Source organism: Paracoccus saliphilus (genome assembly GCF_028553805.1).
Lineage (GTDB): Bacteria > Pseudomonadota > Alphaproteobacteria > Rhodobacterales > Rhodobacteraceae > Paracoccus > Paracoccus saliphilus.
Genome location: NZ_CP067140.1, coordinates 3,463,782 through 3,484,583 on the forward strand (window position 1 = coordinate 3,463,782; position 20,802 = coordinate 3,484,583).

The 20,802-nt window shown below is 63.0% G+C and carries 23 protein-coding genes; 16 read left to right on the forward strand and 7 right to left on the reverse strand.

The annotated features are described in order from the left end of the window. Positions 1-110: 110 nt before the first annotated feature. The 6 genes from JHX88_RS16720 to JHX88_RS16745 all read right to left on the reverse strand — a co-directional run bounded on the left by JHX88_RS16720 (position 111) and on the right by JHX88_RS16745 (position 6,852). Positions 111-1,238, reverse strand: coding sequence for a site-specific DNA-methyltransferase (locus tag JHX88_RS16720; protein WP_076524997.1), 1,128 nt, complete (start codon positions 1,236-1,238; stop codon positions 111-113). A gap of 93 nt (positions 1,239-1,331) precedes the next feature. Continuing rightward, on the reverse strand, positions 1,332-1,964 hold the full coding sequence (locus JHX88_RS16725) for a ribonuclease HII (RefSeq protein ID WP_076524757.1): 633 nt from the start codon (positions 1,962-1,964) through the stop codon (positions 1,332-1,334). Further along, positions 1,961-2,440 carry an ureidoglycolate lyase gene (locus JHX88_RS16730; RefSeq protein ID WP_076524760.1) on the reverse strand — a complete coding sequence of 160 codons (480 nt, stop codon included), beginning with the start codon at positions 2,438-2,440 and terminating at the stop codon, positions 1,961-1,963. Before JHX88_RS16730 ends, JHX88_RS16725 begins: the two co-directional genes overlap by 4 nt. 25 nt (positions 2,441-2,465) lie before the next feature. Further along, positions 2,466-4,199, reverse strand: coding sequence for a glycosyl transferase family 90 (locus JHX88_RS16735; protein ID WP_076524762.1), 1,734 nt, complete (start codon positions 4,197-4,199; stop codon positions 2,466-2,468). Continuing rightward, a complete protein-coding gene (locus JHX88_RS16740) occupies positions 4,199-5,407 on the reverse strand; it encodes an MFS transporter (RefSeq protein WP_076524764.1) in 1,209 nt (402 codons plus the stop codon). Before JHX88_RS16740 ends, JHX88_RS16735 begins: the two co-directional genes overlap by 1 nt. Positions 5,408-5,535: 128 nt before the next feature. Further along, positions 5,536-6,852, reverse strand: a complete 1,317-nt coding sequence (locus tag JHX88_RS16745) for a TRAP transporter large permease (protein ID WP_076524999.1) — start codon at positions 6,850-6,852, stop codon at positions 5,536-5,538. 148 nt (positions 6,853-7,000) lie between these two features. On the opposite strand from JHX88_RS16745, the gene JHX88_RS16750 reads away from it, so the two are divergent. Continuing rightward, the gene (locus JHX88_RS16750; RefSeq protein ID WP_076524766.1) at positions 7,001-8,497 is read left to right on the forward strand and encodes a L,D-transpeptidase family protein; all 1,497 of its coding nucleotides are present in this window, start codon (positions 7,001-7,003) and stop codon (positions 8,495-8,497) included. Beyond that, positions 8,494-9,318, forward strand: coding sequence for an extensin-like domain-containing protein (locus JHX88_RS16755; RefSeq protein ID WP_076524768.1), 825 nt, complete (start codon positions 8,494-8,496; stop codon positions 9,316-9,318). Before JHX88_RS16750 ends, JHX88_RS16755 begins: the two co-directional genes overlap by 4 nt. 37 nt (positions 9,319-9,355) lie before the next feature. Here the strand turns inward: JHX88_RS16755 and JHX88_RS16760 are convergent, their stop codons facing one another. Beyond that, complete coding sequence (locus tag JHX88_RS16760; protein ID WP_084202996.1) at positions 9,356-10,657, reverse strand: FliI/YscN family ATPase; 1,302 nt, start codon at positions 10,655-10,657, stop codon at positions 9,356-9,358. Positions 10,658-10,752: 95 nt separating this feature from the next. Between JHX88_RS16760 and JHX88_RS16765 the strand changes: the two genes are divergently transcribed. From JHX88_RS16765 to JHX88_RS16830, 14 genes are all read left to right on the forward strand, one after another. Then, on the forward strand, positions 10,753-11,142 hold the full coding sequence (locus JHX88_RS16765; RefSeq protein WP_076524770.1) for a FlgB family protein: 390 nt from the start codon (positions 10,753-10,755) through the stop codon (positions 11,140-11,142). An 11-nt stretch (positions 11,143-11,153) separates the two neighbouring features. Further along, complete coding sequence (gene flgC / locus JHX88_RS16770; protein ID WP_076524772.1) at positions 11,154-11,546, forward strand: flagellar basal body rod protein FlgC; 393 nt, start codon at positions 11,154-11,156, stop codon at positions 11,544-11,546. Between the two features lie 11 nt (positions 11,547-11,557). Continuing rightward, on the forward strand, positions 11,558-11,848 hold the full coding sequence (gene fliE / locus JHX88_RS16775) for a flagellar hook-basal body complex protein FliE (protein ID WP_076524774.1): 291 nt from the start codon (positions 11,558-11,560) through the stop codon (positions 11,846-11,848). 9 nt (positions 11,849-11,857) lie between these two features. Then, on the forward strand, positions 11,858-12,124 hold the full coding sequence (locus JHX88_RS16780; RefSeq protein ID WP_076524776.1) for a flagellar biosynthetic protein FliQ: 267 nt from the start codon (positions 11,858-11,860) through the stop codon (positions 12,122-12,124). Between the two features lie 4 nt (positions 12,125-12,128). Next, positions 12,129-12,845, forward strand: coding sequence for a flagellar hook-basal body complex protein (locus JHX88_RS16785; protein WP_076524778.1), 717 nt, complete (start codon positions 12,129-12,131; stop codon positions 12,843-12,845). Positions 12,846-12,856: 11 nt separating this feature from the next. Beyond that, positions 12,857-13,642, forward strand: coding sequence for a flagellar basal-body rod protein FlgG (gene flgG, locus JHX88_RS16790; protein WP_076524780.1), 786 nt, complete (start codon positions 12,857-12,859; stop codon positions 13,640-13,642). Beyond that, positions 13,642-14,058 carry a flagellar basal body P-ring formation chaperone FlgA gene (flgA, locus tag JHX88_RS16795; RefSeq protein WP_076524782.1) on the forward strand — a complete coding sequence of 139 codons (417 nt, stop codon included), beginning with the start codon at positions 13,642-13,644 and terminating at the stop codon, positions 14,056-14,058. The genes flgG and flgA overlap by 1 nt, the downstream gene beginning before the upstream one ends. A gap of 35 nt (positions 14,059-14,093) precedes the next feature. After that, positions 14,094-14,825 (forward strand): flagellar basal body L-ring protein FlgH, encoded by a 732-nt coding sequence (gene flgH / locus JHX88_RS16800; RefSeq protein ID WP_419182370.1) that lies wholly within the window; start codon positions 14,094-14,096, stop codon positions 14,823-14,825. A 9-nt stretch (positions 14,826-14,834) separates the two neighbouring features. Beyond that, a complete protein-coding gene (locus tag JHX88_RS16805; RefSeq protein WP_272848075.1) occupies positions 14,835-15,386 on the forward strand; it encodes a flagellar basal body-associated FliL family protein in 552 nt (183 codons plus the stop codon). 293 nt (positions 15,387-15,679) lie between these two features. After that, positions 15,680-16,591, forward strand: a complete 912-nt coding sequence (gene osmF, locus JHX88_RS16810; RefSeq protein WP_076524786.1) for a glycine betaine ABC transporter substrate-binding protein OsmF — start codon at positions 15,680-15,682, stop codon at positions 16,589-16,591. Between the two features lie 11 nt (positions 16,592-16,602). Continuing rightward, entirely contained in the window at positions 16,603-17,766 is a 1,164-nt protein-coding gene (locus JHX88_RS16815; protein ID WP_076524788.1) for an ABC transporter permease, read from the forward strand. Next, entirely contained in the window at positions 17,763-18,698 is a 936-nt protein-coding gene (locus tag JHX88_RS16820; protein ID WP_076524790.1) for an ABC transporter ATP-binding protein, read from the forward strand. Before JHX88_RS16815 ends, JHX88_RS16820 begins: the two co-directional genes overlap by 4 nt. Beyond that, positions 18,695-19,429 (forward strand): ABC transporter permease, encoded by a 735-nt coding sequence (locus JHX88_RS16825; protein ID WP_076524792.1) that lies wholly within the window; start codon positions 18,695-18,697, stop codon positions 19,427-19,429. Before JHX88_RS16820 ends, JHX88_RS16825 begins: the two co-directional genes overlap by 4 nt. 116 nt (positions 19,430-19,545) lie before the next feature. Beyond that, positions 19,546-20,802, forward strand: a complete 1,257-nt coding sequence (locus tag JHX88_RS16830) for an imelysin family protein (protein WP_076524794.1) — start codon at positions 19,546-19,548, stop codon at positions 20,800-20,802.

Below are 20,802 nucleotides of genomic sequence, written 5' to 3' on the forward strand. Positions count from 1 at the left end.
CGGGTTACCCGGACAGGACAACATAAAAGGCCCCGCCAATCAGACATGGCGGGGCAAGGCGGTTCCGACCGCTAACTGGCGGCCGGAACTCGGCGAAACTGTTGTGAAACTCAGTTGGGGCGGGAAACCTCGCCCGCCATCTCGGCGCGAATCTGCTGGCGCAGGATGTCGATGGGGATCATCTTGCCTTCGCGACGGAAATGCCAATAGGTCCAGCCATTGCAGGAAGGCGCGCCTTCCAGCGCCGCACCGACCTGGTGGATCGAGCCCTTGACGTCATTGCCGATCAGGCTGCCATCGGCACGGACCTTGGCCTTGTGGCGGTTGCCGATCGAGAAAAGCTGTTCGCCGGGGCGCAGCATGCCACGCTCGATCACCTGACCGAAAGGCACGCGTGGCTCGGCACGCTTGGCCTTGGTGGTGGTCAGCGCATCTGCATCGAAACGGCGGATACGGGAAAGACGCTTTTCAGCAACCTCACGATAGGCATCCTCGCGTTCGATACCGATGAAATCGCGGCCCAGCATCTTGGCCACCGCACCGGTCGTGCCGGTGCCGAAGAACGGGTCCAGCACAACGTCACCGGGATTGGTGGTGCCTATCAGAACACGGTGCAACAATGCTTCGGGCTTTTGGGTCGGATGGGCCTTGTCGCCCTTGCCGTCCTTCAATCGCTCGCCGCCATTGCAGATCGGAATCACCCAATCCGAGCGCATCTGCACGCCCTCGTTCAGCGATTTCAGCGCCTCGTAGTTGAAGGTATATTTCGAGGCATCGGATTTGGTGGCCCAGATCATGGTTTCATGCGCGTTGGTCAGGCGCTTGCCACGGAAATTCGGCATCGGGTTGGACTTGCGCCAAACCACGTCATTCATGATCCAGAAGCCCTGATTCTGAAGCTCGGCCCCGACGCGGAAGATATTGTGATAGCTACCGATCACCCAGATCGCCCCGTCAGGCTTCAGCAGGCGGCGGGCAGCGGCCAGCCACTCGCGGGTGAACTTGTCATAGGCGGCAAAGCCCGCGAACTGGTCCCATTCGTCATCGACGGCATCGACCTTGGAATTGTCGGGACGGAGAAGATCGCCACGAAGCTGCAAATTATAGGGCGGATCGGCAAAGATCAGATCTACGCTGCCTTCGGGCAGCGAATTCATGAGCTCTATACAGTCACCCGCCAGAATCTGGTTCAGCGGAAGGGGCCGCGCGGCAGCCGCGCGTTTGTCTTTGATCTTCATCATCTCTCGAGCCTCTGGGTTGCCGGATTTGCCCGGTCTGGTATGCCCTCTAAGATGATTCAGACGCGATTCGCCGTCAATTTCTTTTTTGAATCAATTGCTTGCGGTTTTATCTTTACACAAGATATTGTGGACGGGCTTGAACGAACGTCTATGATGAGGGGTCACCCCAAGATCTAGAAGCGCCTGTTTATGAGCCGGAGTCGGATAGCCCGCATTCGCCTCCCAGCCATAGCCCGGATATTGTTGCGCCAAATCCACCATGATGCGATCGCGCAACAGCTTGGCCACGATCGAGGCCGCCGCAATACTCAGACAACGGGCATCACCCTTCACCACGGCCTCGGCGGGAACGGCCAGATCGCTGGGGATTCTGTTGCCGTCGACCAGGACATGATCCGGCCGGATACGCAGCCCCGACACGGCACGGCACATGGCCAGATGCGAGGCGTGATAGATGTTCAACTGGTCGATCTCTTCGACGCTGACATGGGCCACCGACCAGTCGCAATGGGTCATGACCCATTCGGCAAGCGTTTCGCGCCGCGCCGGGGTCAGTTTCTTGGAATCGTTCAGCCCATCAGGGATGTTGCCCGGTTCCAGCACGACCGCCGCCGCCGTGACCGGACCGGCCAGCGGACCGCGCCCGACCTCGTCGACGCCCGCAACACGACGGGCGCCACGCGCCATGGCAGCCTGTTCAAAGCTGAAATCCGGCAGGCTCATGCGGTTATGGTGACGGTGGGGATATCGACCTCTTCGAGATTCACGCCATCTCCCTCGCGGTCCACGACAAGAAACTCGGCAGCACGGTCCAGCGGGGTCAACACGCCGTGCCAGATCCCCGCCCTCAGGTTCACGCCCATGCCCGCGGGCACCAGGAAGGCCAGCGGCGCGCCGGGGCGGCCATCCTCGTCGGGTGCGACGACCGACAACCAGTCATCCGGTCCAAGTGGCATGAAGGCCTGAGAGCCCAAAGGGTGACGTTCCAGCATCGCGCAGTCATAGGGCAGGCTGACCGGCTCGGAACGGAAGATCGAGATGATCGCCTCGCCACCGCCCCGCTCGACAGTGGCAAGTGCATGATGCCGTTCGCAGCGCCCTTCGTTGATCAGCTTGTCGGGCGCCGTCTTCGGGGTCAGCAGTTCCCCGAAAGGGGCAAAGGCCTCTGCGGTGATCGGCTCGGCTTTGATCGTGGTCATGTATCGGTCCTCCTCCGGGCAGGGTTTATCCTGCCGAAGCCAGCCCGTCGAGGATGCGCCCCTTGATCGCACGCATCAGAACCGGGTCCGCAAGTAACGCAACCTCTTCCCGGGCCGCACGGGACATCTCTTTGCATTCATTAGGATTTTCGCGCGCCCATGCGAGTTTCTCGGCGATGTCGTCGCAATATCTCTGAACCGGTATATAGTGTTTCCACGGTTTGAAGCGACCGGAATAATAGACTTCCCAGCCATCCTCTTCCTTCAACAGCACCGACTGACTGTTGATCATCTGGATGAAATTCGATCCGTGATCGTAGCCTGTCATGCATAGCTGGTAACGGAAACCATGGAAAAAGGCCGGTCCCTTGCGGCTGGTACAATAGGGCGCGATTAACGGATCACGCGCGAATTGCCGAAAAGCCCAGGCCATCGCGATGCCGATGTCGAAATCGGGATGATCAAACCAGCGGCGGATGAACGCCATGCGGGAGGTGCGGCACAGCCCTTGCCATGCCTCTTCCCGCGCCTCCGGATCATCTCCCGCCTCCTCGAGCCTGCGCAGGAAACGCAGCGATGACGGGCCGGGCCTGACACCCTCGCGACGTTCGTTCCCCGAGATCATGCCGCGCCAGACAAGCCGATCCTCTTTATCCTCGAACGGGATATTGTCGGGGCTGGGGGTCTCGTAGCCGCGGAAACCGGGCCCCATCTGCTCGGGCAGCGGCCAGAGAACCAGGTTCCGGGCGCCTTCCCTGCGATTGTGGCACAATACCGGTTTGCCAAGCGGCTTCCGATGCGAGGCGCCGATCCAGCGCGCATCCTCCATATCGATATTCACCGGGTCGCGGCGCCCGAGACGAAGAATATCGTTGATGACCCCTTCTGCGCGGCGTTCCTTGAAGCTCAGGCCTGGACGGGCGATTGCGATGTCATTGTTGCTTCCGGGCTGCGGACCGATGGCGAAAGGATGCGGCTTGCCAGCCCGGTTGAAAACCCGTGGACCACCATCCCATTCACCGTAAAACGGAGAGGTGCCGTTCAACTCGTTCGTTGCCGGGTGACAGCGCCCGCGCAGGCAAAATTCGGCCACGTCCCCGACAAACGCCTCGGCCTGTTGCCGGGGCGATTCCGGTGCCGGATCAAGTATGCGCAAGAGCATCTGTTCCAGCCCGGGACCGGCAGGATAGTGCCAGCCGGGACGCTTGGGAGACCGTGGCATCGGCAGGAATTCCTCGAGACGCCCACGGAGATCATCGAGCCTTTCGGTTTTCGTATCCACCCGGATCAATGCGGGATCATCTTCGAAATATGTCTCGACCGCATCAAGATGGGCTTGCCAGTCACGCGCCCACAGGTCGGGTATCTCGCCCTCTTCGACCTGCCAATGCGCCGCATATGCCTTTGCCGCCGCACCATTCGCGGCAGTCATCCGATCCAGAAGCCATGCTTCCATGTCCCGCGTCGTCAGGATGAAACGTGCATCGGGAAAATGCTGGCGAAGGAAGGCAAAGCTGCGCCAGCTCTCCAGCGGCGGCCTCCACCATGGCTGCAGGCGATAAAGGCCGGTGAACAACCGGGCCTCCGGCCAGTCACGCAGCGGGACCTGCCCACTCATCTGCGCCCAAGCGATATCCTCGGCCAGCTTTCCCTTCTCGTCGCAAATCGCCTCGTAGCCGTTGAGGGAAAATAGCCGCGCCAGACGTGCCCCGCCACATTGGTCGGGGCTGATATGGAAAAAGACCGGGTTCCGCACCATCAGCCTGCGAGTTCATCCTGCCTTGGCAGCAAGATGGTCAATATGCCGAACACAGGCAGCACCGAGCAAAGCAGGAAGACCAGCCGCAGCCCCTGCGCGTCTGCCAGGACTCCGAGCGCTGCGGCGGCGATACCGCCCATGCCGAAGGAAAACCCAAAGAACAGCCCGGCCACCATGCCGGTGCGGCCTGGAACGAGTTCCTGCGCGAACACGACGATGGCCGGAAATGCCGAGGCAAGGACCAGCCCGATCACCAGCGACAGGATACCGGTCGGAATCAGTCCCACATGCGGCAATGCCAGCGTGAAGGGCAGCACCCCAAGGATCGAGAACCAGATGACCTTCAGCGAACCGACCCGGTCTCCGACGAGACCGCCCAGCATGACGCCCGCGGCCATGCCCAGCAAAAACAGGAACAGCATCAGCTGTGCCCCTTGCGGGCCGAGGCCGAATTTCTCGATGGTGAAGAAGGTGAAATAGCTGAGCATCGCGGCGCTGTAGATATTCTTGGTAAAGGTCAGCACCGCCAGCACGATGATTGCCCGGACAACCAGTTTTCGGGGCAGTCGCAACGTGGTGTCCGGCTGTGCGGTAGAGGCGCGCCTGCGCCCTTCGGCCCAGTTGCCGACCTGGTAGAGCAGCGCGACGCCCAATGCTGCGGCAACCGCGAACCACGCTACGGCGGGCCTGCCTAGGGGAACGACGATGAAGGCTGCCAGCAGCGGCCCGAGCGATTGACCGAAATTTCCACCGAGCTGAAACAAGGATTGCGCGGTGCCGAATCTCCCGCCCGAGGCAAGCCGTGCCACCCGGGAACTTTCGGGATGGAAAATCGCCGAACCGATCCCGATCAGCATCGCCCCGGTCAACAGGACCCAATATTGATGCGCGAATGCCAGCAACAGCACTCCGCAAAAGGTCGAGGCCATCCCGAGGGAGAGCGATCTCGGCTGCGGATGCCGGTCCGTCACCATCCCGACGGCGGGCTGCAAGAGCGAGGCCGTGATCTGGAATGCAAGCGACAGGATGCCGATCTGCGTATAGGACAGCGAGAACTCCGTGCGCAGCAGCGGATAGATTGCCGCCAACATCGACTGCATCACGTCATTGACCATGTGACACAGGCTGATCGCCAGCAGCACGCTCCATGCGGTGCTGGTCCCGGTCAGACGGCCCGGACCTGTCGGCTCGGTACTCTGCACACTCATCGCGATTCCCCGATCATGGACGGTCCGGCTTTATCAGCCGCTTGCGGAATAGAAAATACGGGGATATCCCCATAATTGCGCTGAAAACCGCCGCAGCCCCGACGCTTGGCCGCCCCCATGGTCCCGATCTATGGCACCATCGAGGAAGGCAGCAAGGTCGACAGAACGGGAAACAGAATAAGCACCGCCAGCACCAGCACATCGACCAGAAGAAAGCGCGCAACCCCTGCGAATATCTGATCGACGGCGACATCCCGGGTCACGCTGCCAATGACGAAGACGTTCAGCCCGACGGGTGGGGTGATCAGGGCGATTTCCAGCAATTTGACGAGAATTACGCCGAACCAGATCGGATCCATCCCGTAGGCCTGCATCAGCGGCAAGATGATCGGCAAGACCAGGACAAGTATTCCCAACGGCTCGACGAACATGCCCAGGATCAGGCAGATAACCGCCGCGATGGCGATAACCGTCAGCGCCGGTGCACCGCTGATACGGGCCCATTCCGCAACCGCATTCCCGATGCCGGTCTGTTCGACGAAACCAAGAAACAGAGTCGCGGTCGCCACAATCAGCAGCAAGGAGGCGCTTTGCACGGCGGTGTCGCGAAGGACGATCCATAGCACATCCATCGACACCCGATGATCCAGCACGCCGATCATCACGGCCAGGCCCACGCAGAACCCCGCGGCTGCCAAAGGCGACAACAGGCCGAAATACAGCCCGCCGATGATGATCGCCAGCAAGGTGACGGGCGGCCATAACGCCAGGGTCGCCTCGGTCCGGCTTGCCTTGGCCGGGGCGGGTTTCGGGGCGATTCCGGGCTCTTCGTGTACCCACCAGAGGATCACTGCAATCATGCCCGCCAATGAGAGCAGCCCCGGCAAGAGCCCGGCGATGAACAGCTTGGCGACCGGCAGACCGGTCAGCAGGCCATACAGGATGAACAGGATCGAGGGCGGGATCAGCGATCCCAGGGTGCCGCCGACCGCAACCGAGGATGTGGCGAGCTTGGGATCATATCCGTGCCGCAGCATCTCGGGCACGCAAATCCGGCCCATGGTCGAGGCGCAGGCCACCGACGAGCCGGATAGCGCCGCGAAACCGCCGCACCCCAGCACAGCTGCCATTGCCATTCCCCCCGGCACACGCCGCAGCCAGACCTGCGCGGCGTCGTAGATCCGTGTCGAAATTCCCGCATAGAAGGCGATGTTGCCCAGGGCCACGAACAGCGCCACCATCGCCATGGCGTCAAGTTGCAACAACTCCCGCAGAATCGCCGGGATGGTCGCGACGCCTTGGGTCAATCCGGCGCCGGACAGCCCTCCCGACAGCGCGAAACCGACAATCGCGACCGCCCCTGTCGCCAGGGCAACCGGAATCCGCAGTGCCAGCAACGCCAACAGCGCGATGATTCCGATGAAGCCAAGCATGGCCGGGCTCATTTCAGTTTGTCCCTCCTCGACAATGCTGCCCGGCATAGCAGCGGTTCCCCTGGGCGGCAACGCGCGACTGACCGAAAATTGAATCCAGCCCATCTGGCCTTCGGCCATCGGAAAGTGGAGACTGCACGGAATATTGATGGAGAGATTTATGCCCTTTCGCCCCTATCGGACTTCACTGGCTCTGATCATGGCCATGTTCGCTGCAGTTCCGGCGCTTGGACAAGACGGGAAATCCGGGTTTTCCGCCGCCGATATCGAAGCCGCGAGTTATCAGGGCGGCGACCTGCCCGCGGGGCAATCTCCCCTGACTGCCAAGGTGCAAGTCCTTCTGGATCGATCCGGAACCTCTCCGGGGGTGATCGACGGATACAAGGGAGGGATGAGCGAAAGCGCCCTCATGGCGTTCGAGCGCCGCGCCGGCCTGCCCATCGATGGCCGGATGGACCCGCAAGTCTGGCAATTGCTTCTGCCCTATGCGGCACAGCCGCAGACAATGGATTACACGATCACCGAAGAGGACGCGCAGGGATTGGTCGATGCCATTCCAAGCGATTATGCCGAAAAGGCCCAGATGTCCGCGATGGCCTATACCAGCGTGGCGGAAAAACTGGGCGAGCGGTTTCACATGGACGAGAAATTCATCGCCTTCCTCAACCCCGGCACGGCCCTGGTGCCCGGTGCGACGATCAAGGTCATCTCTCCTGCCAAGCCGATCAAGACAAAGGTCACCCGGATCATCGTCGACAAGGCGACCCGGCGCGTGGCCGCCTATGATGCGGATGGTGAGATGATCGTCGATTACCCGGCAACCGTCGGATCGGATGCGACGCCCTCGCCCTCGGGGCACCACACCGTCGTCACGGTCGCACTGAACCCGAACTACACCTATAATCCCGAGAAGAATTTCAAGCAGGGCGATAACGACAAGGCGCTGATCGTTCCTCCGGGACCGAACGGGCCGGTCGGCAATGTCTGGATCGACCTGACGAAACCCACCTATGGCATCCACGGCACCCCGACCCCGTCCCGCCTGTTCCGCAACCAGTCCAATGGCTGTGTGCGGCTGACCAACTGGGACGCGCGCGAGCTGGCGGGTATGGTGATACCCGGCAAGACCAAGGTCGAGTTCCTGGAACCCGGCGTCACCATCGCAGATGTCACCGGTGGGCAGATTGCACCCGCAGAGGGTGTGATCCCCGCGACGGCTGTCGCGACGGCGACGACGGCAGCAAGTGCAGCGGTGACAAGACCTGTTACGACGGCCAAGCCAACCCTGTCGGCGCGTGCGCCCTTGCCCCGCCCGGCATGGCTCGGCCGGTCGGCGGCAACTGCTGACACGACGATGACGACAGAAATGGCGACGACAGGCACGGCCACGGCGCGGGGCAACCAGCCCGCCGGAATATCCGCTGCGACCGAACAGTCCACGGCGCCCTTGCCACCGGTCGGACAGCCTCAACCGGCAGGCGCTCCGGCTCCGGTTGCGGGTACACAGCCGGTTTATGAGAATACCAGCGAGGAAGAGGCGGATGGTTTCGCGCCGGCGACAACGCAGAACCCCGTCGACGACCTGCTGAGCGAAGCGCTCTCCAACGCGATCCCGGAATCCGACATCGTCCCGCCTGCCCCGGTTCAACCACAGTGAGGCAATTCTGGCCGATCCTAGCCTGTTTTGTGCTCGTTACGGGTTCGGGGGCAATTGCACAGGAAACACCCCCCGAACGTATCGAGGATGCTGCCCCGATCAGCAGCGATACGCGCCCTCCCGCGCGGCCGGAGAGCGACACACCGGCACCGCCCAGTGAACCGGAGGAAAGGTCGGAGCCAGCCAAACCGCGTGAACCTGCGAAACCGGTCGAAGAGGCCGGACCGCCCGCATGGAAGGATTTGCGGGAAACCGATCAGGAATATGCCTCTTGCCGTCTGGCGCTGTCGCTGCTTGGCAGTGTTTACGAGGAAATTCCGCCGATCACCGACCCGGATGATTCCGATTGCGGCATCGCGAGACCGCTACGCGTGACCGAGATCCTGCCCGGACTGGAACTGGAAGGCGGGGCAGAGATGCGTTGCGACACGGCGCGCGCCCTTGGTTTCTGGGCACGCGATTTCCTGCGCCCCGCAGCGGCGACCCTGCCGGATTCTCCCCGCTTGACGGGTTTGCGGTTGGGATCGACCTATAGCTGCCGCGCACGGGCCGGAACGGGTAAGAAGCGCCCGAAACTCTCTGAACATGCGCTCGGCAATGCGATCGATATTGCCGCGTTCCTGTTCGACAATTCCGACCCGCTGCCGGTTCAGCCGCGCGAGGATACCGGCGACCGGTTCGAGGCCTTCCAGCGCAGCGCTCGGGCAACCGCTTGTCTCTATTTCACGACGGTTCTTGGGCCGGGCTCGAACGAGGCACATGACGATCATCTGCATCTGGACGTCAAGAGCCGCAAGAATGGCTGGCGCCTGTGCCAATAGGGCCGCAACGGATCATGCTCGCCGCCATCTGAACCGGCTATTGCAGCGCCTCGCCCAGTGCCACGAAGCTGTTCGTAATCGAATCGCTCGGCCTGGTGACGAAGGCATCGAGATGGGGAAACAGCCGCACCGCCTCGTCAAGCCGCTTGTCCGATCCCGGCGCATAGAGACCGGCCCGGATCATCAATTCCGATTCCGCGTAAGCCCCAAGCGCCGTGCGTGCCTTGGCGATTATGGCATTTTCCGCTTCGCTGGCGGCATCTGGCAGAGAGCGTGACACCGAGCGGACCACGTCCACGGCGGGGAAACGCCCGCGCTCGGCAATGGCCCGGTCAAGGATCACATGCCCATCCAGGGTTCCGCGCAGGATATCTGCGACCGGCTCCTCCATATCCGACCCGGCGACGAGCACGGTGAAGATGGCGGTGATATCGCCGCTCCCATCGAGCCCCGGCCCGGCCCGCTCTGCCAGTGCCATGATGAGGTTCGACACCGATGGCGGGAAACCGCGATAGCTGGGCGGCTCCCCTGCTGCCAGGGCGATTTCGCGATGCGCCTCGGCAAAGCGGGTGATCGAATCGGCCAGCAGCAGGACATGCTTGCCCTGGTCGCGGAAATGCTCGGCCACGGCCATGGCGGCCCATGCGCAGCGGCGCCGGATCAGGGGCGAGCGGTCCGAAGTCGCCGTCACGATCACCGCCCGCGCCATGCCCTCGGGACCAAGCGTGTTCTCCACGAATTCCCGCAATTCCCGCCCACGCTCGCCGATCATCGCGATCACCACGATATCGGCCTGCACCCCGCGGGCAAACCGTGACAGCAGAACCGACTTGCCCACACCCGACCCGGCGAACAGCCCAATCCGCTGACCGCGCACCACCGGCAGGAGCGTGTCGAACACCGCAAGGCCCGTCGGCAACCTTGCCCCGAGACGCTTGCGCCTGATCGCAGGCTGGGCCTCGCAACGGAAAGGCCGGGGCTGTCCCCCTTGCGGCAGAGCGCGCCCATCCAGCGGTTGCCCGAAAGGATCGATAACCCGACCGATCCAGCGATCGCAGGGCGAAATCGTCGGGGCGAAGAGCAATTCGACCGGTGCGCCGATTGACAGTCCCTCGGCCTCTCCCTCGGGCAGGATTTCGGCGAGGTCATGGCGAAGTCCCACGATCTCGCCGTAGATATCGCCGGATTGGAGCGTAATCCGCACCCGATCACCGACCGAGGCGTGGTCGTTCAGGCCGGATACGCTGACCAGGCCAGCGCGAATCGACCGTACCCGTCCTAGATGGGTGATCGGGGTCACATCCCTCATCCTGCGGGTAATCGATTCAATTTTTTCCATTTTGTTGCCCACCCGCCGTTCCGTGTTGCGTCTAGAAACGGTTTCTAAACCTCTGTGGGTTAAGACCCGGTTTATCGACACAGAGGAGAACCTCCATGTTTGAGCGCATCGAGTTGATGAAAATGACCCGCGCGATGACCGATCACGCTGCCCGCCGCAATGGCGTGGTCGCGCGCAATATTGCCAATGCGGATACGCCCGGCTTCAAGACACGCGATCTGCAATCCTTCGTGGAAAGCTATCGCCATACCGACCCGCCACCCTTACGCACCAGCCGCAGCGGTCATGTCGCGTCTCCGTTCTGGTCCGCCGCCAACCCGCGAGAGGTCATGCCCGAGGTCGGCAATTCTCCCAATGGCAACTCGGTTTCGTTGGAAGAGGAAATGCTCAAGCTGGCCGAGACAAAACGGGAGCATGACCTGTCGCTTGGGATCTACCGCTCTGCACTGACCTTGATGCGAACCAGTATCGACCGTCGCAACTAACCGGATTCATCATGAACGAACAGGTTTCCCCCCTGCGCCTTTCGGCGTCCGGGATGCGTGCGCAGGCCGAGAGGCTGCGCCACACAGCCGAGAATATCGCCAATATCGACACGCCCGGCTATCGCCGCAAGCTCGTCACCTTCGACGAGGCGATCCGTTTCGGGCGTCCGTCCGGCGAGGTCGAGGCCTCGCCTGTCCACCTGGACCAGACCGAGTTGCCGCGCATCCATGATCCGTCGCATCCGATGGCAGATGACGAGGGTTATTACCTTGGGTCGAATGTCGATCTGGTTATCGAAATCGCCGATTCTCGCGAAGCGGGCCGCAGTTACGAGGCCAATCTTCGCATCTTTGAACAAACCCGGCAGATGAGCAGTTCGTTGCTCGAACTCCTGCGCCGATGAAAGGATTTTCCATGGTCTCGTCTCTCAACGCCGCCAGCGCCTACTCGATGGCACGTCCGGCCATCGCCCCCGATCAGGGCTCCCCGTCGGCAACTGTTCAGCGCATCGGCTCCGCCGCCGAGGAATTCGCCCAGCAGATGCAACAGTTCGATGCCGCCGCGACCGGCGCGATGACGGGCGGGACCGGGACGCATCACCTGGTCCAGACCATCGCCGAGGCGCAACTGGCGATGGAAACGGTCGTGACGATCCGCAACAAGGTCGTCGAAGCCTACCAGGAAATCCTGCGCATGCCGGTCTGAGGTCCCGAAATGAGCGAAACGCTGCTTTTCGACATGATGCGGCAAGCATTGCTGATCGCGGTGCGGATATCCGCGCCGATGCTGTTAGTGGCGCTGATCGCGGGCATGGTCATCGGGCTGTTCCAGGCCCTGACATCCATCCAGGAGATGACCCTGACCTTCGTGCCCAAGGTCGGCCTCATGCTGGCCGTGTTCTGGGTCAGCATGAGCTTCATGACCACCACCCTGTCCGACTTCTATATCGGTCAGATCATTCCCCTCATTGCCGGAGGCTGACATCATGGAAAACGCGATCTATGCCGCACTGACCCGCCAGTCCGGCCTGATGAAGGAGATGCGGGTCGTCGCAAACAACATGGCGAATGCCAGCACCACCGGCTTTCGCCGCGAAGGGGTGATCTTCGCCGAGCATCTTGCCGCCGTCGATCGTCATGGCGACACCTTGTCGATGGCTCATGCCCGGGGGCGCATGGTCGATCTGCGGCAGGGCGTGCTGACCCAGACCAATGGCAGCTTCGATCTTGCCATCGAGGGCGAGGGGTTCTTCATGGTCGAGACCCCGGAAGGCAACCGGCTGACCCGTGCGGGCGCCTTCATGCCCTCGGCCGAGGGAGAGTTGATGAATGCCGATGGCCATCGGCTTCTGGATGAGGGGCAGGCTCCGATCATCATTCCCGCCGGGGCCACCGGGATCGCCATCGGTTCCGATGGCACGCTTTCGGCAAACGGGCTGCCCTTTGGCCGCATCGGGGTTTTCGCCGCCCCCGATCCTGCCGGGATGTTCCACAAGGGCGGCACCAGCTTTGCCACCGACACCGATCCGGAACCCGTCGAGGATCCGCGTATCCGACAGGGTTTTCTCGAAGAGTCCAATGTCGATCCGGTCTTCGAGATCACCCGCATGATCGAGGTCCAGCGCGCCTACGAACTGGGCCAATCCTTCCTTGACCGCGAGGATCAGCGCATCCGTAGCGCGATCACCGCCATGACCCGCTAAGAGGACCGCATATGAGAGCCCTACAAATCGCAGCGACGGGGATGAGCGCGCAGCAAACCCGCGTCGAGGTCATTTCCAACAACCTCGCCAACATGTCCACCACCGGCTACAATACCCGCCGCGCCGAATTCGCGGATCTGCATTATCAGCAGGCGGTCCGACCCGGCAGCGTCACCGCCGCCGATGGCACGCTCGTTCCGGCGGGCGTCCAGTTGGGGCTGGGGGTTCGGCCAACCGCCGTCACCGTCAACCTGGCGCAGGGAAGCCTGGCCGCAACCGGCGGCGATCTGGATGTCGCGATCGAGGGCGACGGCTACCTGGAGGTTACCTTGCCCTCCGGCCTCTCCGCCTATACCCGCGATGGCGGTCTCAAACGCTCGCCCGATGGGCTGATCGTCACCTCTGACGGCCACCCGGTCGCCCCAGAGATCGCCATTCCCGAAGATGCGCGCTCGATCTCGATCAATTCCGAAGGCGAGGTCTTCGCCTTTTTCAGCGATCAGCCAGAACCCGAATTGCTGGGCCAGCTTACGCTGGCGGGTTTCGCCAATCAGAAAGGGCTGGAGGCGATCGGCTCGAACCTGTTCCTGGAAACCGGTGCATCCGGGCCGCCCCGAGTCGCCACGCCCGGATTAGAGGGGTTGGGCACGCTGCGGCATGGCTATCTCGAGGAAAGCTCGGTCGATGCGGTGCGCGAGATCACCGAGTTGATCAAGGCGCAGCGGGGATACGAGCTGAACGCCAAGGTAATCACCGCCGCCGACCAGATGCTGGGCGCAACGGTGCAGGTCCGCTGATGCGCGCGCTGCTGTTGTTCCTGGCTCTCATTCCCCCGCTCCCCGCAATGGCCGGTGGCCTGATCGCTGCCCGCACCCTGCCCGCAGGAACCCTGATCACCTCCGGCGATCTTCGCGCAGGCGATGAAACGGCACAGGAAAACAGCGATCCGTCGCAGATCGTCGGGCAGGAGACCCGCATCACCATCTACGAGGGGCGCCCCATTCAGGCCAGCATGCTGCGCCCGCCAAGACTGGTCGAGCGAAACCAGATCGTGCGGCTTCTGTTTCAGCGCGGGACACTGCACATCGCCACCGATGCACGTGCGCTGGACGAGGGCGGCGCGGGCGACCTGGTTCGCGTCATGAACCTGGCTTCGCGAACCACCGTTACCGCCCGCATCGCCCCCGACGGCACATTGCACGCGGCAAGATAGAGACCCTGCCGGACATGACACCCCTACCTGCAAGGATGAAGATGAGATCGACTTACCTGCTCTGTTTCGCGCTGGCCCTTGCTGCCTGCAACCGTGTCGAGCATCTTGGCCGGCCACCGCAGCTGACCGATCTGCAGGACACGGCGGAGTTCGAGGCGATGGTCAATCCGCCCTTGGATATTCCGGTCGATTCCGGCCGCCCCGAAGCATCCGCCTCGCTATGGGCGGGCGAGCAGTCTTCGCTGGTCCATGATCGCCGGGCCTCGGTGCGCGGCGACATCCTGACGGTGGTGATCGAGATCGACGACCGCGCCGAGATCAGCAACAGTTCGGGCCGGTCCCGCAAGACGTCGGAAGATCTGTCGATCCCACAATTCGGCGGCATCCCGCAACGGCTTGCACGCAAGCTGCCCGAGGGCGCCAGTTTCGACGACCTGGCCGAAGCGGATGCATCCTCGACCTACAAGGGATCGGGCAATATATCACGGCGTGACAAGCTGACACTGCGCGTGGCGGCCACGGTCGTCTCGACGCTTCCCAATGGCACCCTACAAATCGAGGGAACACAGGAGGTGCGGGTGAACTACGAATTGCGCGAACTGACCGTCAGCGGTTTCGTGCGCCCCGCCGATATTGGCCGCAACAACGAGATCGCCTATGACCGCATCGCCGGTGCCCGCATTGCCTATGGCGGGCGCGGACATATCTCCGACGTGCAGCAGCCCCGCTACGGCCAGCAGATCACCGACATCCTATTGCCATATTGAGGCCCGCGAATGTTGAAGAAAATTTTCATGTTTACCGTGCCGCTTCTTGCCTTTGTCGCCGGTGCGTTCGGTGGAGCGATGTTGAAACCCGACTCGCCCGAAACAGCCCCGCCGGCACATGAAACCGGCCATGACGACATGCCATCGGCAGGGCAGAATGGCAGCGCGGATCACGGTGCGACATCGCATGGCGATGGTCATGACAAGGATGAAGGTCACGGCAAGTCCGGCAAGGGCGACGCGGCCTGGTTCACCTTTTCCAGCCAGTTCTTCGTGCCCCTCGCACGTGAGGGGGACTCGGACGGGATGATGATCCTGACCTTGTCTCTTGAAACAAGCGCTGCCGAGCTCGAAGAGATCGCCAGGCAAGAGCACCGTCTGCGCGACGTCCTCTTGCGACAATTGCTGATCGTGGCGAATATGGGCGGTTTCGACGGCAACTTCACCACGGAGGGCCGTCTGCGCGGGCTGCGAAAGACATTGCTCGAGGCGGTTCAGGTCAGCGTAGGATCAAAGGTCTCTGGCGTGCTGATCGAAGATATCGCTCGGCAATCCAATTGACCACGGAGCCGCGGAGGATGTCATGAACGGACATCCCGGCCTGACGATCCGGCGGACAGACGATCCGGCGGACAGGGGGCTATCGACGAGACAGGTAAGAAAAGATCTCTTTTGCAGCCTGCTGGGGCAGGATCGCAGTTAACAGCCTCTTCCGGCCTTGACACCGGCAGTTCGACGGGGTGAGCTTGGCCTGTAGGAACCGACAGGCCGGTCTGTCACTTGAACGACGCAAGGCGGTTAGACATCTGCGCCGACCGAGGCTCGGCAAAATTCCCCCGACAGGAGCAATCAGCATGAAACCTCTGACACATTTCTTTGCCGCTGCGGCCATCGGGCTGGCGGCCGGTTCGGCCTCGGCGCAGGACATCGTGGTTTCCTCGAAGATCGATACGGAGGGCGGGTTGCTGGGCAACATGATCCTGATGGCACTGCAAGATGCGGGTCTGCCCGTGCAGGACAAGCTGCAACTGGGCGGCACGCCGATCATGCGCGACGCGATCACCTCGGGGCAGATCGACATCTATCCGGAATATACCGCCAATGGCGCCTTCTTCTTCAACGAGGCCGACAGCCCGGTCTGGAAGAATGCCGAAGAGGGCCGCGCCCGCGTGGCCGAGCTCGACAAGGAACAGAACGACATCGTCTGGCTGGACCCGGCGCCCGCAAACAACACATGGGCCATCGCCGTGCGGCAGGACGTGGCCGAGGAAAACACCCTCGCCACCATGTCTGATTTCGGCGAATGGATTGCGGGGGGCGGCGAGGTGAAGCTGGCCGCCTCGACCGAATTCGTGACCTCTGCCGCCGCCCTGCCCGCATTCCAGGAAACCTATGGTTTCAAGATGACATCCGATCAGTTGGTACAGCTTTCGGGCGGTGACACGGCGGCGACCATCGCGGCGGCGGCACAGCAGACCTCGGGCGTCAACGCGGCAATGGTCTATGGCACCGATGGCGGCATCGCACCCGCCGGGCTGGCGGTGATGGAGGATGACAAGGGCGTGCAGCCGGTCTATCAGCCCGCCCCCATCGTCCGGGCCGAGGTGCTGGAGGCGCATCCCGATATCGCCGAGGTGCTGAACCCGATCTTCGCGACGCTGGAACTGGAGACATTGCAAGAGCTGAATGGCCGCATCCAGATCGGCGGAGAACCCGCCGCGACGGTAGCCAAGGATTACCTGACGAGCGCAGGCTTCCTCGACTGACCGCCGCCGGGATGGCTCTCCGCATCAGCCGCACCGGGCTGCTATTCGCCCTGATCGGGCTGACCGGGCTGGTGCTGCCCTTCGTGCAGTTCAAACCGAACCGGATCGTTCCGGGCGAAGGGCTACGGCTGTTCGAGGCCTTGTTCACGCCGCTCAGCTGGATGATCGGCCTGGTTCTCGGTGCAATGCTGATCGCAGGCTGCCTTGACCGATGGCCCGCCAAGCTGCGTCTGACGGTTGCCCTGCTGGCGGTAATCGCGGTGACGCTGGCCTTGGGAGCGGCGGCAACCCATCTGACACCGCCGGACAACACGCTGGCGCGGGTTTCCCCATCCTCCGGTTTCTGGCTGCTATTGCTCGCCTTCACCCTGATGCTTGCCGATGCCCAAAGCCGGATCACGCTTGGGCTGCCGACCCGTCTCGCGATGCTGACCGGGGCGATGGCCCTGATCGCGGTGATCCTTGGGTCGGGTGCGCTGGACGGGGTATCGGTCATGCGCGAATACGCGGCCCGCAGCGATCTGTTCGCCCGAGAGGCGGCGGGGCACCTGGCCCTCGCCTTCGGCTCGCTTGGCCTTGCGCTGCTGATCGGGCTGCCGCTTGGCGTGGCAATCTACGAATCCCCGGCAATGCGCCGCCCGGTTCTGGGCATCCTGAACATCCTGCAGACCATCCCTTCGCTGGCGCTGTTCGGCATCATGATCCCGATCTTCGGCTGGATCGCCGCCAATATCCCCGGGGCGGCGCAGGCAGGCGTCGCGGGGATCGGCCTGTTTCCGGCACTGGTGGCGCTGTTTCTCTATTCCCTGCTGCCGGTGGTCTCGAACACGCTGACCGGCCTGACCGGCGTCAACCCGGCCACGCGAGAGGCGGCGGCGGGGCTGGGCATGACCCGCCCGCAGATCCTGCTCCAGGTGCTGATCCCGCTGGCACTGCCGGTCCTGCTGGCCGCGATCCGCATCGTTCTGGTGCAGAATATCGGCCTCGCCGTCATCGCCGGGCTGATCGGCGGCGGCGGATTCGGCACTTTCGTGTTCCAGGGATTGAACCAGACCGCCATGGATCTGGTTCTATTGGGTGCGCTGCCGACAATCGCGCTGGCTTTGGTTGCCGGCATCGCGCTGGATCTGTTGGTCGAAGCGACCGGCGGACGCCCGAAAGGAGGGCAAGCATGATCGAGATTCAGAACCTGACCCGCATCTATGGCACCAGTGCCGTGGTCAAGGATGTCAGCCTGACCGTCGAGACCGGGCAGATCGCGGCGCTGGTCGGCACCTCGGGATCGGGCAAGACCACGCTCTTGCGAATGATCAACCGGCTGGTCGAGCCAAGCGAGGGGAAGGTGCTGATCGACGGCAAGGACACGGCCGAGATCGAGCCGCATCTGCTGCGCCGCCAGATCGGCTATGCGATTCAGGGCCACGGGCTGTTCCCGCATCGGACCGTGGCGCAGAACATCTCGACCGTGCCGCGCCTGCTCGGCTGGACGCAGGACGAGTACCGCGCCCGCGTGGACGAGTTGCTGGAACTGTTCCAGATGGAACCCGCCGATTTCCGCGACCGCATGCCGCACGAACTGTCAGGCGGTCAGCAACAGCGCGTCGGCGTGGCGCGAGCCTTGGCCGCGCGCCCCGACCTTTTGTTGATGGATGAACCTTTCGGCGCGCTCGACCCGGTGATCCGGGCCAAGGCGCAGCAGGATCTGCGCGACATCCAGCGGCAACTGGGCACGACACTGATCATCGTGACCCATGACATGGAAGAGGCCGTGACCCTGGGCGACCGGATCGCGGTGATGGATAAGGGCGAATTGCTGCAATACGGCCCGCCATCCGAGATCCTCACCACCCCCGCCACTTCTTTCGTCAGCGACCTGATCGGCACCGGCGACCGGCCCTTCCGGCTGCTGTCGCTGACCCCGGTGGCCGAGATCATCGCCGAAGGACAGGCCGAGGGCGCCGAGATCCCGCGCGAGGCCAGCTTGCGCGACGCATTGGCCGAATGCCTGTGGAGCGGGCGGGACCGGCTACCGGTCGAAGGTGGCGGCATCGTCACGCTGGACAGCTTACGCGCGCAGGCCGCGCCGACCGCGAGGGCGGCGGAATGACCGGACGGGTGCTGATGGCGGCGGCGGTGCTGTTCTTGCTAGCCTTTCTTGCCAGCCCGGAAAGTTTCGCGCCGCTATTCGAGCCCTTCACCCGCAACAATGCCCCGGCGATCTATACGCAGACCGGCCTCATGTCGCTGACGCTCTCGCATCTGGGGCTGGTCCTGCTGGCCGTCATCGCCTCGACGCTGATCGCGGTGACGCTGGCCATCCTCGTGACCCGCCCTGCGGGGCGGGAGTTCCTGCCGCTGGCGCGTACCGTGACCTCGGTCGGGCAGACCTTTCCGCCGGTCGCGGTGCTGGCGCTGGCCGTGCCGGTGATGGGTTTCGGGGCGGGACCAACGCTGGTCGCGCTGTTCCTCTATGGTCTGCTGCCGGTGTTCGAGAACGCGCTGGCCGGGCTGACCGGCCAATCCCCACAGGTACGAGAGGCCGCGCGCGGCATGGGCCTGACCCCGCGCCAAAGGCTGTGGCAGGTCGAATTGCCGCTGGCCCTGCCGGTGATCCTGACCGGCGTGCGCCTGACTGCGGTGATCTCGCTCGGAACCGCGACGATCGGCTCGACCGTGGCGGCGAAAACCCTGGGCGAGGTGATCATCGCGGGGCTGCTATCGTCCAACACGGCATTCGTCCTGCAGGGAGGGATGGTCGTGGGCATCATCGCGGTGCTGATCTATGAGGGTTTCCAGCGGCTCGAACAATTCGCCGCCGCACGGATCGGGCAAGGCTGATATCGCACCTTGACCACGGCCCTCTGCCGATATTTACTATCTCCTAGATATTTAGTCAGGAAATGGTAACTGGCTGCGGCTAGAAACAAGCCAGCCATGTCGCCCGGGAGGACAGAATGAAAACCACCGTCGCTATCTCCGCGCTGGCCTGTGCCGTCGCGATGCCCGCATTCGCGGGCAAGCCCGAGGTCGTCCAGACCTATGTCTCCATCGCCCATGCCGCCTATGAGGACAGTCTGACCAAGGCGCAGGAATTGCAGACCGCCGTCGATGCGCTGCTGGCCGAACCATCCGAGGATACACTGGCCGCCGCCCGCGACGCGTGGATCGCCGCGCGGGTGCCCTATATGCAGACCGAGGCCTATCGTTTCGGCAATGCGATCGTCGATGACTGGGAGGGCAAGGTGAATGCCTGGCCGCTGGACGAGGGGCTGATCGATTATGTCGATCCCTCCTATGGCGGCGCGACGGATGAAAACGAATATGCGGCCCTGAACGTGATCGCCTCGCCCAGCTTTACGCTTTCGGGCGAAGAAGTGGACGCTTCCGAGATCACCCCGGAACTGCTCTCCGAACAATTGCAGGAGGCCGACGGGATCGAGGCCAATGTCGCCACCGGCTATCACGCCATCGAGTTCCTGCTTTGGGGGCAGGACCTGAACGGCACCGATGCCGGCGCGGGCGAGCGGCCCTGGACGGATTACGCCTCGGGCGACGAATGCACCGGCGGCAATTGCGACCGGCGCGGCGCATATCTAAAGGCCGCCACCGACCTGCTGGTCAGTGACCTGGAATGGATGGTCGCGCAATGGGCCGAGGGTGGCGAGGCCGCGGCCTCGTTGACCGCCGATCCGGATGCCGCGATCTCTGCCATGCTGACCGGGATGGGCAGCCTTTCCTATGGCGAACTTGCAGGCGAACGGATGAAGCTGGGCCTGATGCTGAACGATCCCGAGGAGGAGCATGACTGCTTCTCGGATAACACGCATCAAAGCCATTTCTATGACGGCATCAGCATCCAGAATGTCTGGATGGGCCATTACACGCGCACCGATGGCACCGAGGTGACCGGGGAATCGCTTCACGACCTGGTGACAGAGGCGGATCCCGAGGTCGCCGAGGCCGTGACCGCGGATATCGCGGACTCGGTAGATAAGCTGCAGGCGATATGGGACAGGGTCGATCAGGGCGAGTTCTACGACCAGATGCTGGCCCGCGACAACAAGGAAGGCGAGGCCGTAATCATGGCCGCTGTCGATGCGCTGGTCGCGCAGACGCAAGAGATCGAGCGAGTGGTGAATGTTTTGGGTTTACAAGAAATCGGGTTTGAAGGTTCGGACAGCCTCGACAACCCCGATGCCGTGTTCCAGTAG

What these genes read in the sequence shown, in the direction of transcription:
- JHX88_RS16720 (WP_076524997.1), bottom strand. Translation starts at nt 1,238, where the DNA reads ATGAAGATCAAAGACAAACGCGCGGCTGCCGCGCGGCCCCTTCCGCTG.
- JHX88_RS16725 (WP_076524757.1), bottom strand. Translation starts at nt 1,964, where the DNA reads ATGAGCCTGCCGGATTTCAGCTTTGAACAGGCTGCCATGGCGCGTGGC.
- JHX88_RS16730 (WP_076524760.1), bottom strand. Translation starts at nt 2,440, where the DNA reads ATGACCACGATCAAAGCCGAGCCGATCACCGCAGAGGCCTTTGCCCCT.
- JHX88_RS16735 (WP_076524762.1), bottom strand. Translation starts at nt 4,199, where the DNA reads ATGGTGCGGAACCCGGTCTTTTTCCATATCAGCCCCGACCAATGTGGC.
- JHX88_RS16740 (WP_076524764.1), bottom strand. Translation starts at nt 5,407, where the DNA reads ATGAGTGTGCAGAGTACCGAGCCGACAGGTCCGGGCCGTCTGACCGGG.
- JHX88_RS16745 (WP_076524999.1), bottom strand. Translation starts at nt 6,852, where the DNA reads ATGAGCCCGGCCATGCTTGGCTTCATCGGAATCATCGCGCTGTTGGCG.
- JHX88_RS16750 (WP_076524766.1), top strand. Translation starts at nt 7,001, where the DNA reads ATGCCCTTTCGCCCCTATCGGACTTCACTGGCTCTGATCATGGCCATG.
- JHX88_RS16760 (WP_084202996.1), bottom strand. Translation starts at nt 10,657, where the DNA reads ATGGAAAAAATTGAATCGATTACCCGCAGGATGAGGGATGTGACCCCG.
- JHX88_RS16765 (WP_076524770.1), top strand. Translation starts at nt 10,753, where the DNA reads ATGTTTGAGCGCATCGAGTTGATGAAAATGACCCGCGCGATGACCGAT.
- flgC (WP_076524772.1), top strand. Translation starts at nt 11,154, where the DNA reads ATGAACGAACAGGTTTCCCCCCTGCGCCTTTCGGCGTCCGGGATGCGT.
- fliE (WP_076524774.1), top strand. Translation starts at nt 11,558, where the DNA reads ATGGTCTCGTCTCTCAACGCCGCCAGCGCCTACTCGATGGCACGTCCG.
- JHX88_RS16780 (WP_076524776.1), top strand. Translation starts at nt 11,858, where the DNA reads ATGAGCGAAACGCTGCTTTTCGACATGATGCGGCAAGCATTGCTGATC.
- JHX88_RS16785 (WP_076524778.1), top strand. Translation starts at nt 12,129, where the DNA reads ATGGAAAACGCGATCTATGCCGCACTGACCCGCCAGTCCGGCCTGATG.
- flgG (WP_076524780.1), top strand. Translation starts at nt 12,857, where the DNA reads ATGAGAGCCCTACAAATCGCAGCGACGGGGATGAGCGCGCAGCAAACC.
- flgA (WP_076524782.1), top strand. Translation starts at nt 13,642, where the DNA reads ATGCGCGCGCTGCTGTTGTTCCTGGCTCTCATTCCCCCGCTCCCCGCA.
- flgH (WP_419182370.1), top strand. Translation starts at nt 14,094, where the DNA reads ATGAAGATGAGATCGACTTACCTGCTCTGTTTCGCGCTGGCCCTTGCT.
- JHX88_RS16805 (WP_272848075.1), top strand. Translation starts at nt 14,835, where the DNA reads ATGTTGAAGAAAATTTTCATGTTTACCGTGCCGCTTCTTGCCTTTGTC.
- osmF (WP_076524786.1), top strand. Translation starts at nt 15,680, where the DNA reads ATGAAACCTCTGACACATTTCTTTGCCGCTGCGGCCATCGGGCTGGCG.
- JHX88_RS16815 (WP_076524788.1), top strand. Translation starts at nt 16,603, where the DNA reads ATGGCTCTCCGCATCAGCCGCACCGGGCTGCTATTCGCCCTGATCGGG.
- JHX88_RS16820 (WP_076524790.1), top strand. Translation starts at nt 17,763, where the DNA reads ATGATCGAGATTCAGAACCTGACCCGCATCTATGGCACCAGTGCCGTG.
- JHX88_RS16825 (WP_076524792.1), top strand. Translation starts at nt 18,695, where the DNA reads ATGACCGGACGGGTGCTGATGGCGGCGGCGGTGCTGTTCTTGCTAGCC.
- JHX88_RS16830 (WP_076524794.1), top strand. Translation starts at nt 19,546, where the DNA reads ATGAAAACCACCGTCGCTATCTCCGCGCTGGCCTGTGCCGTCGCGATG.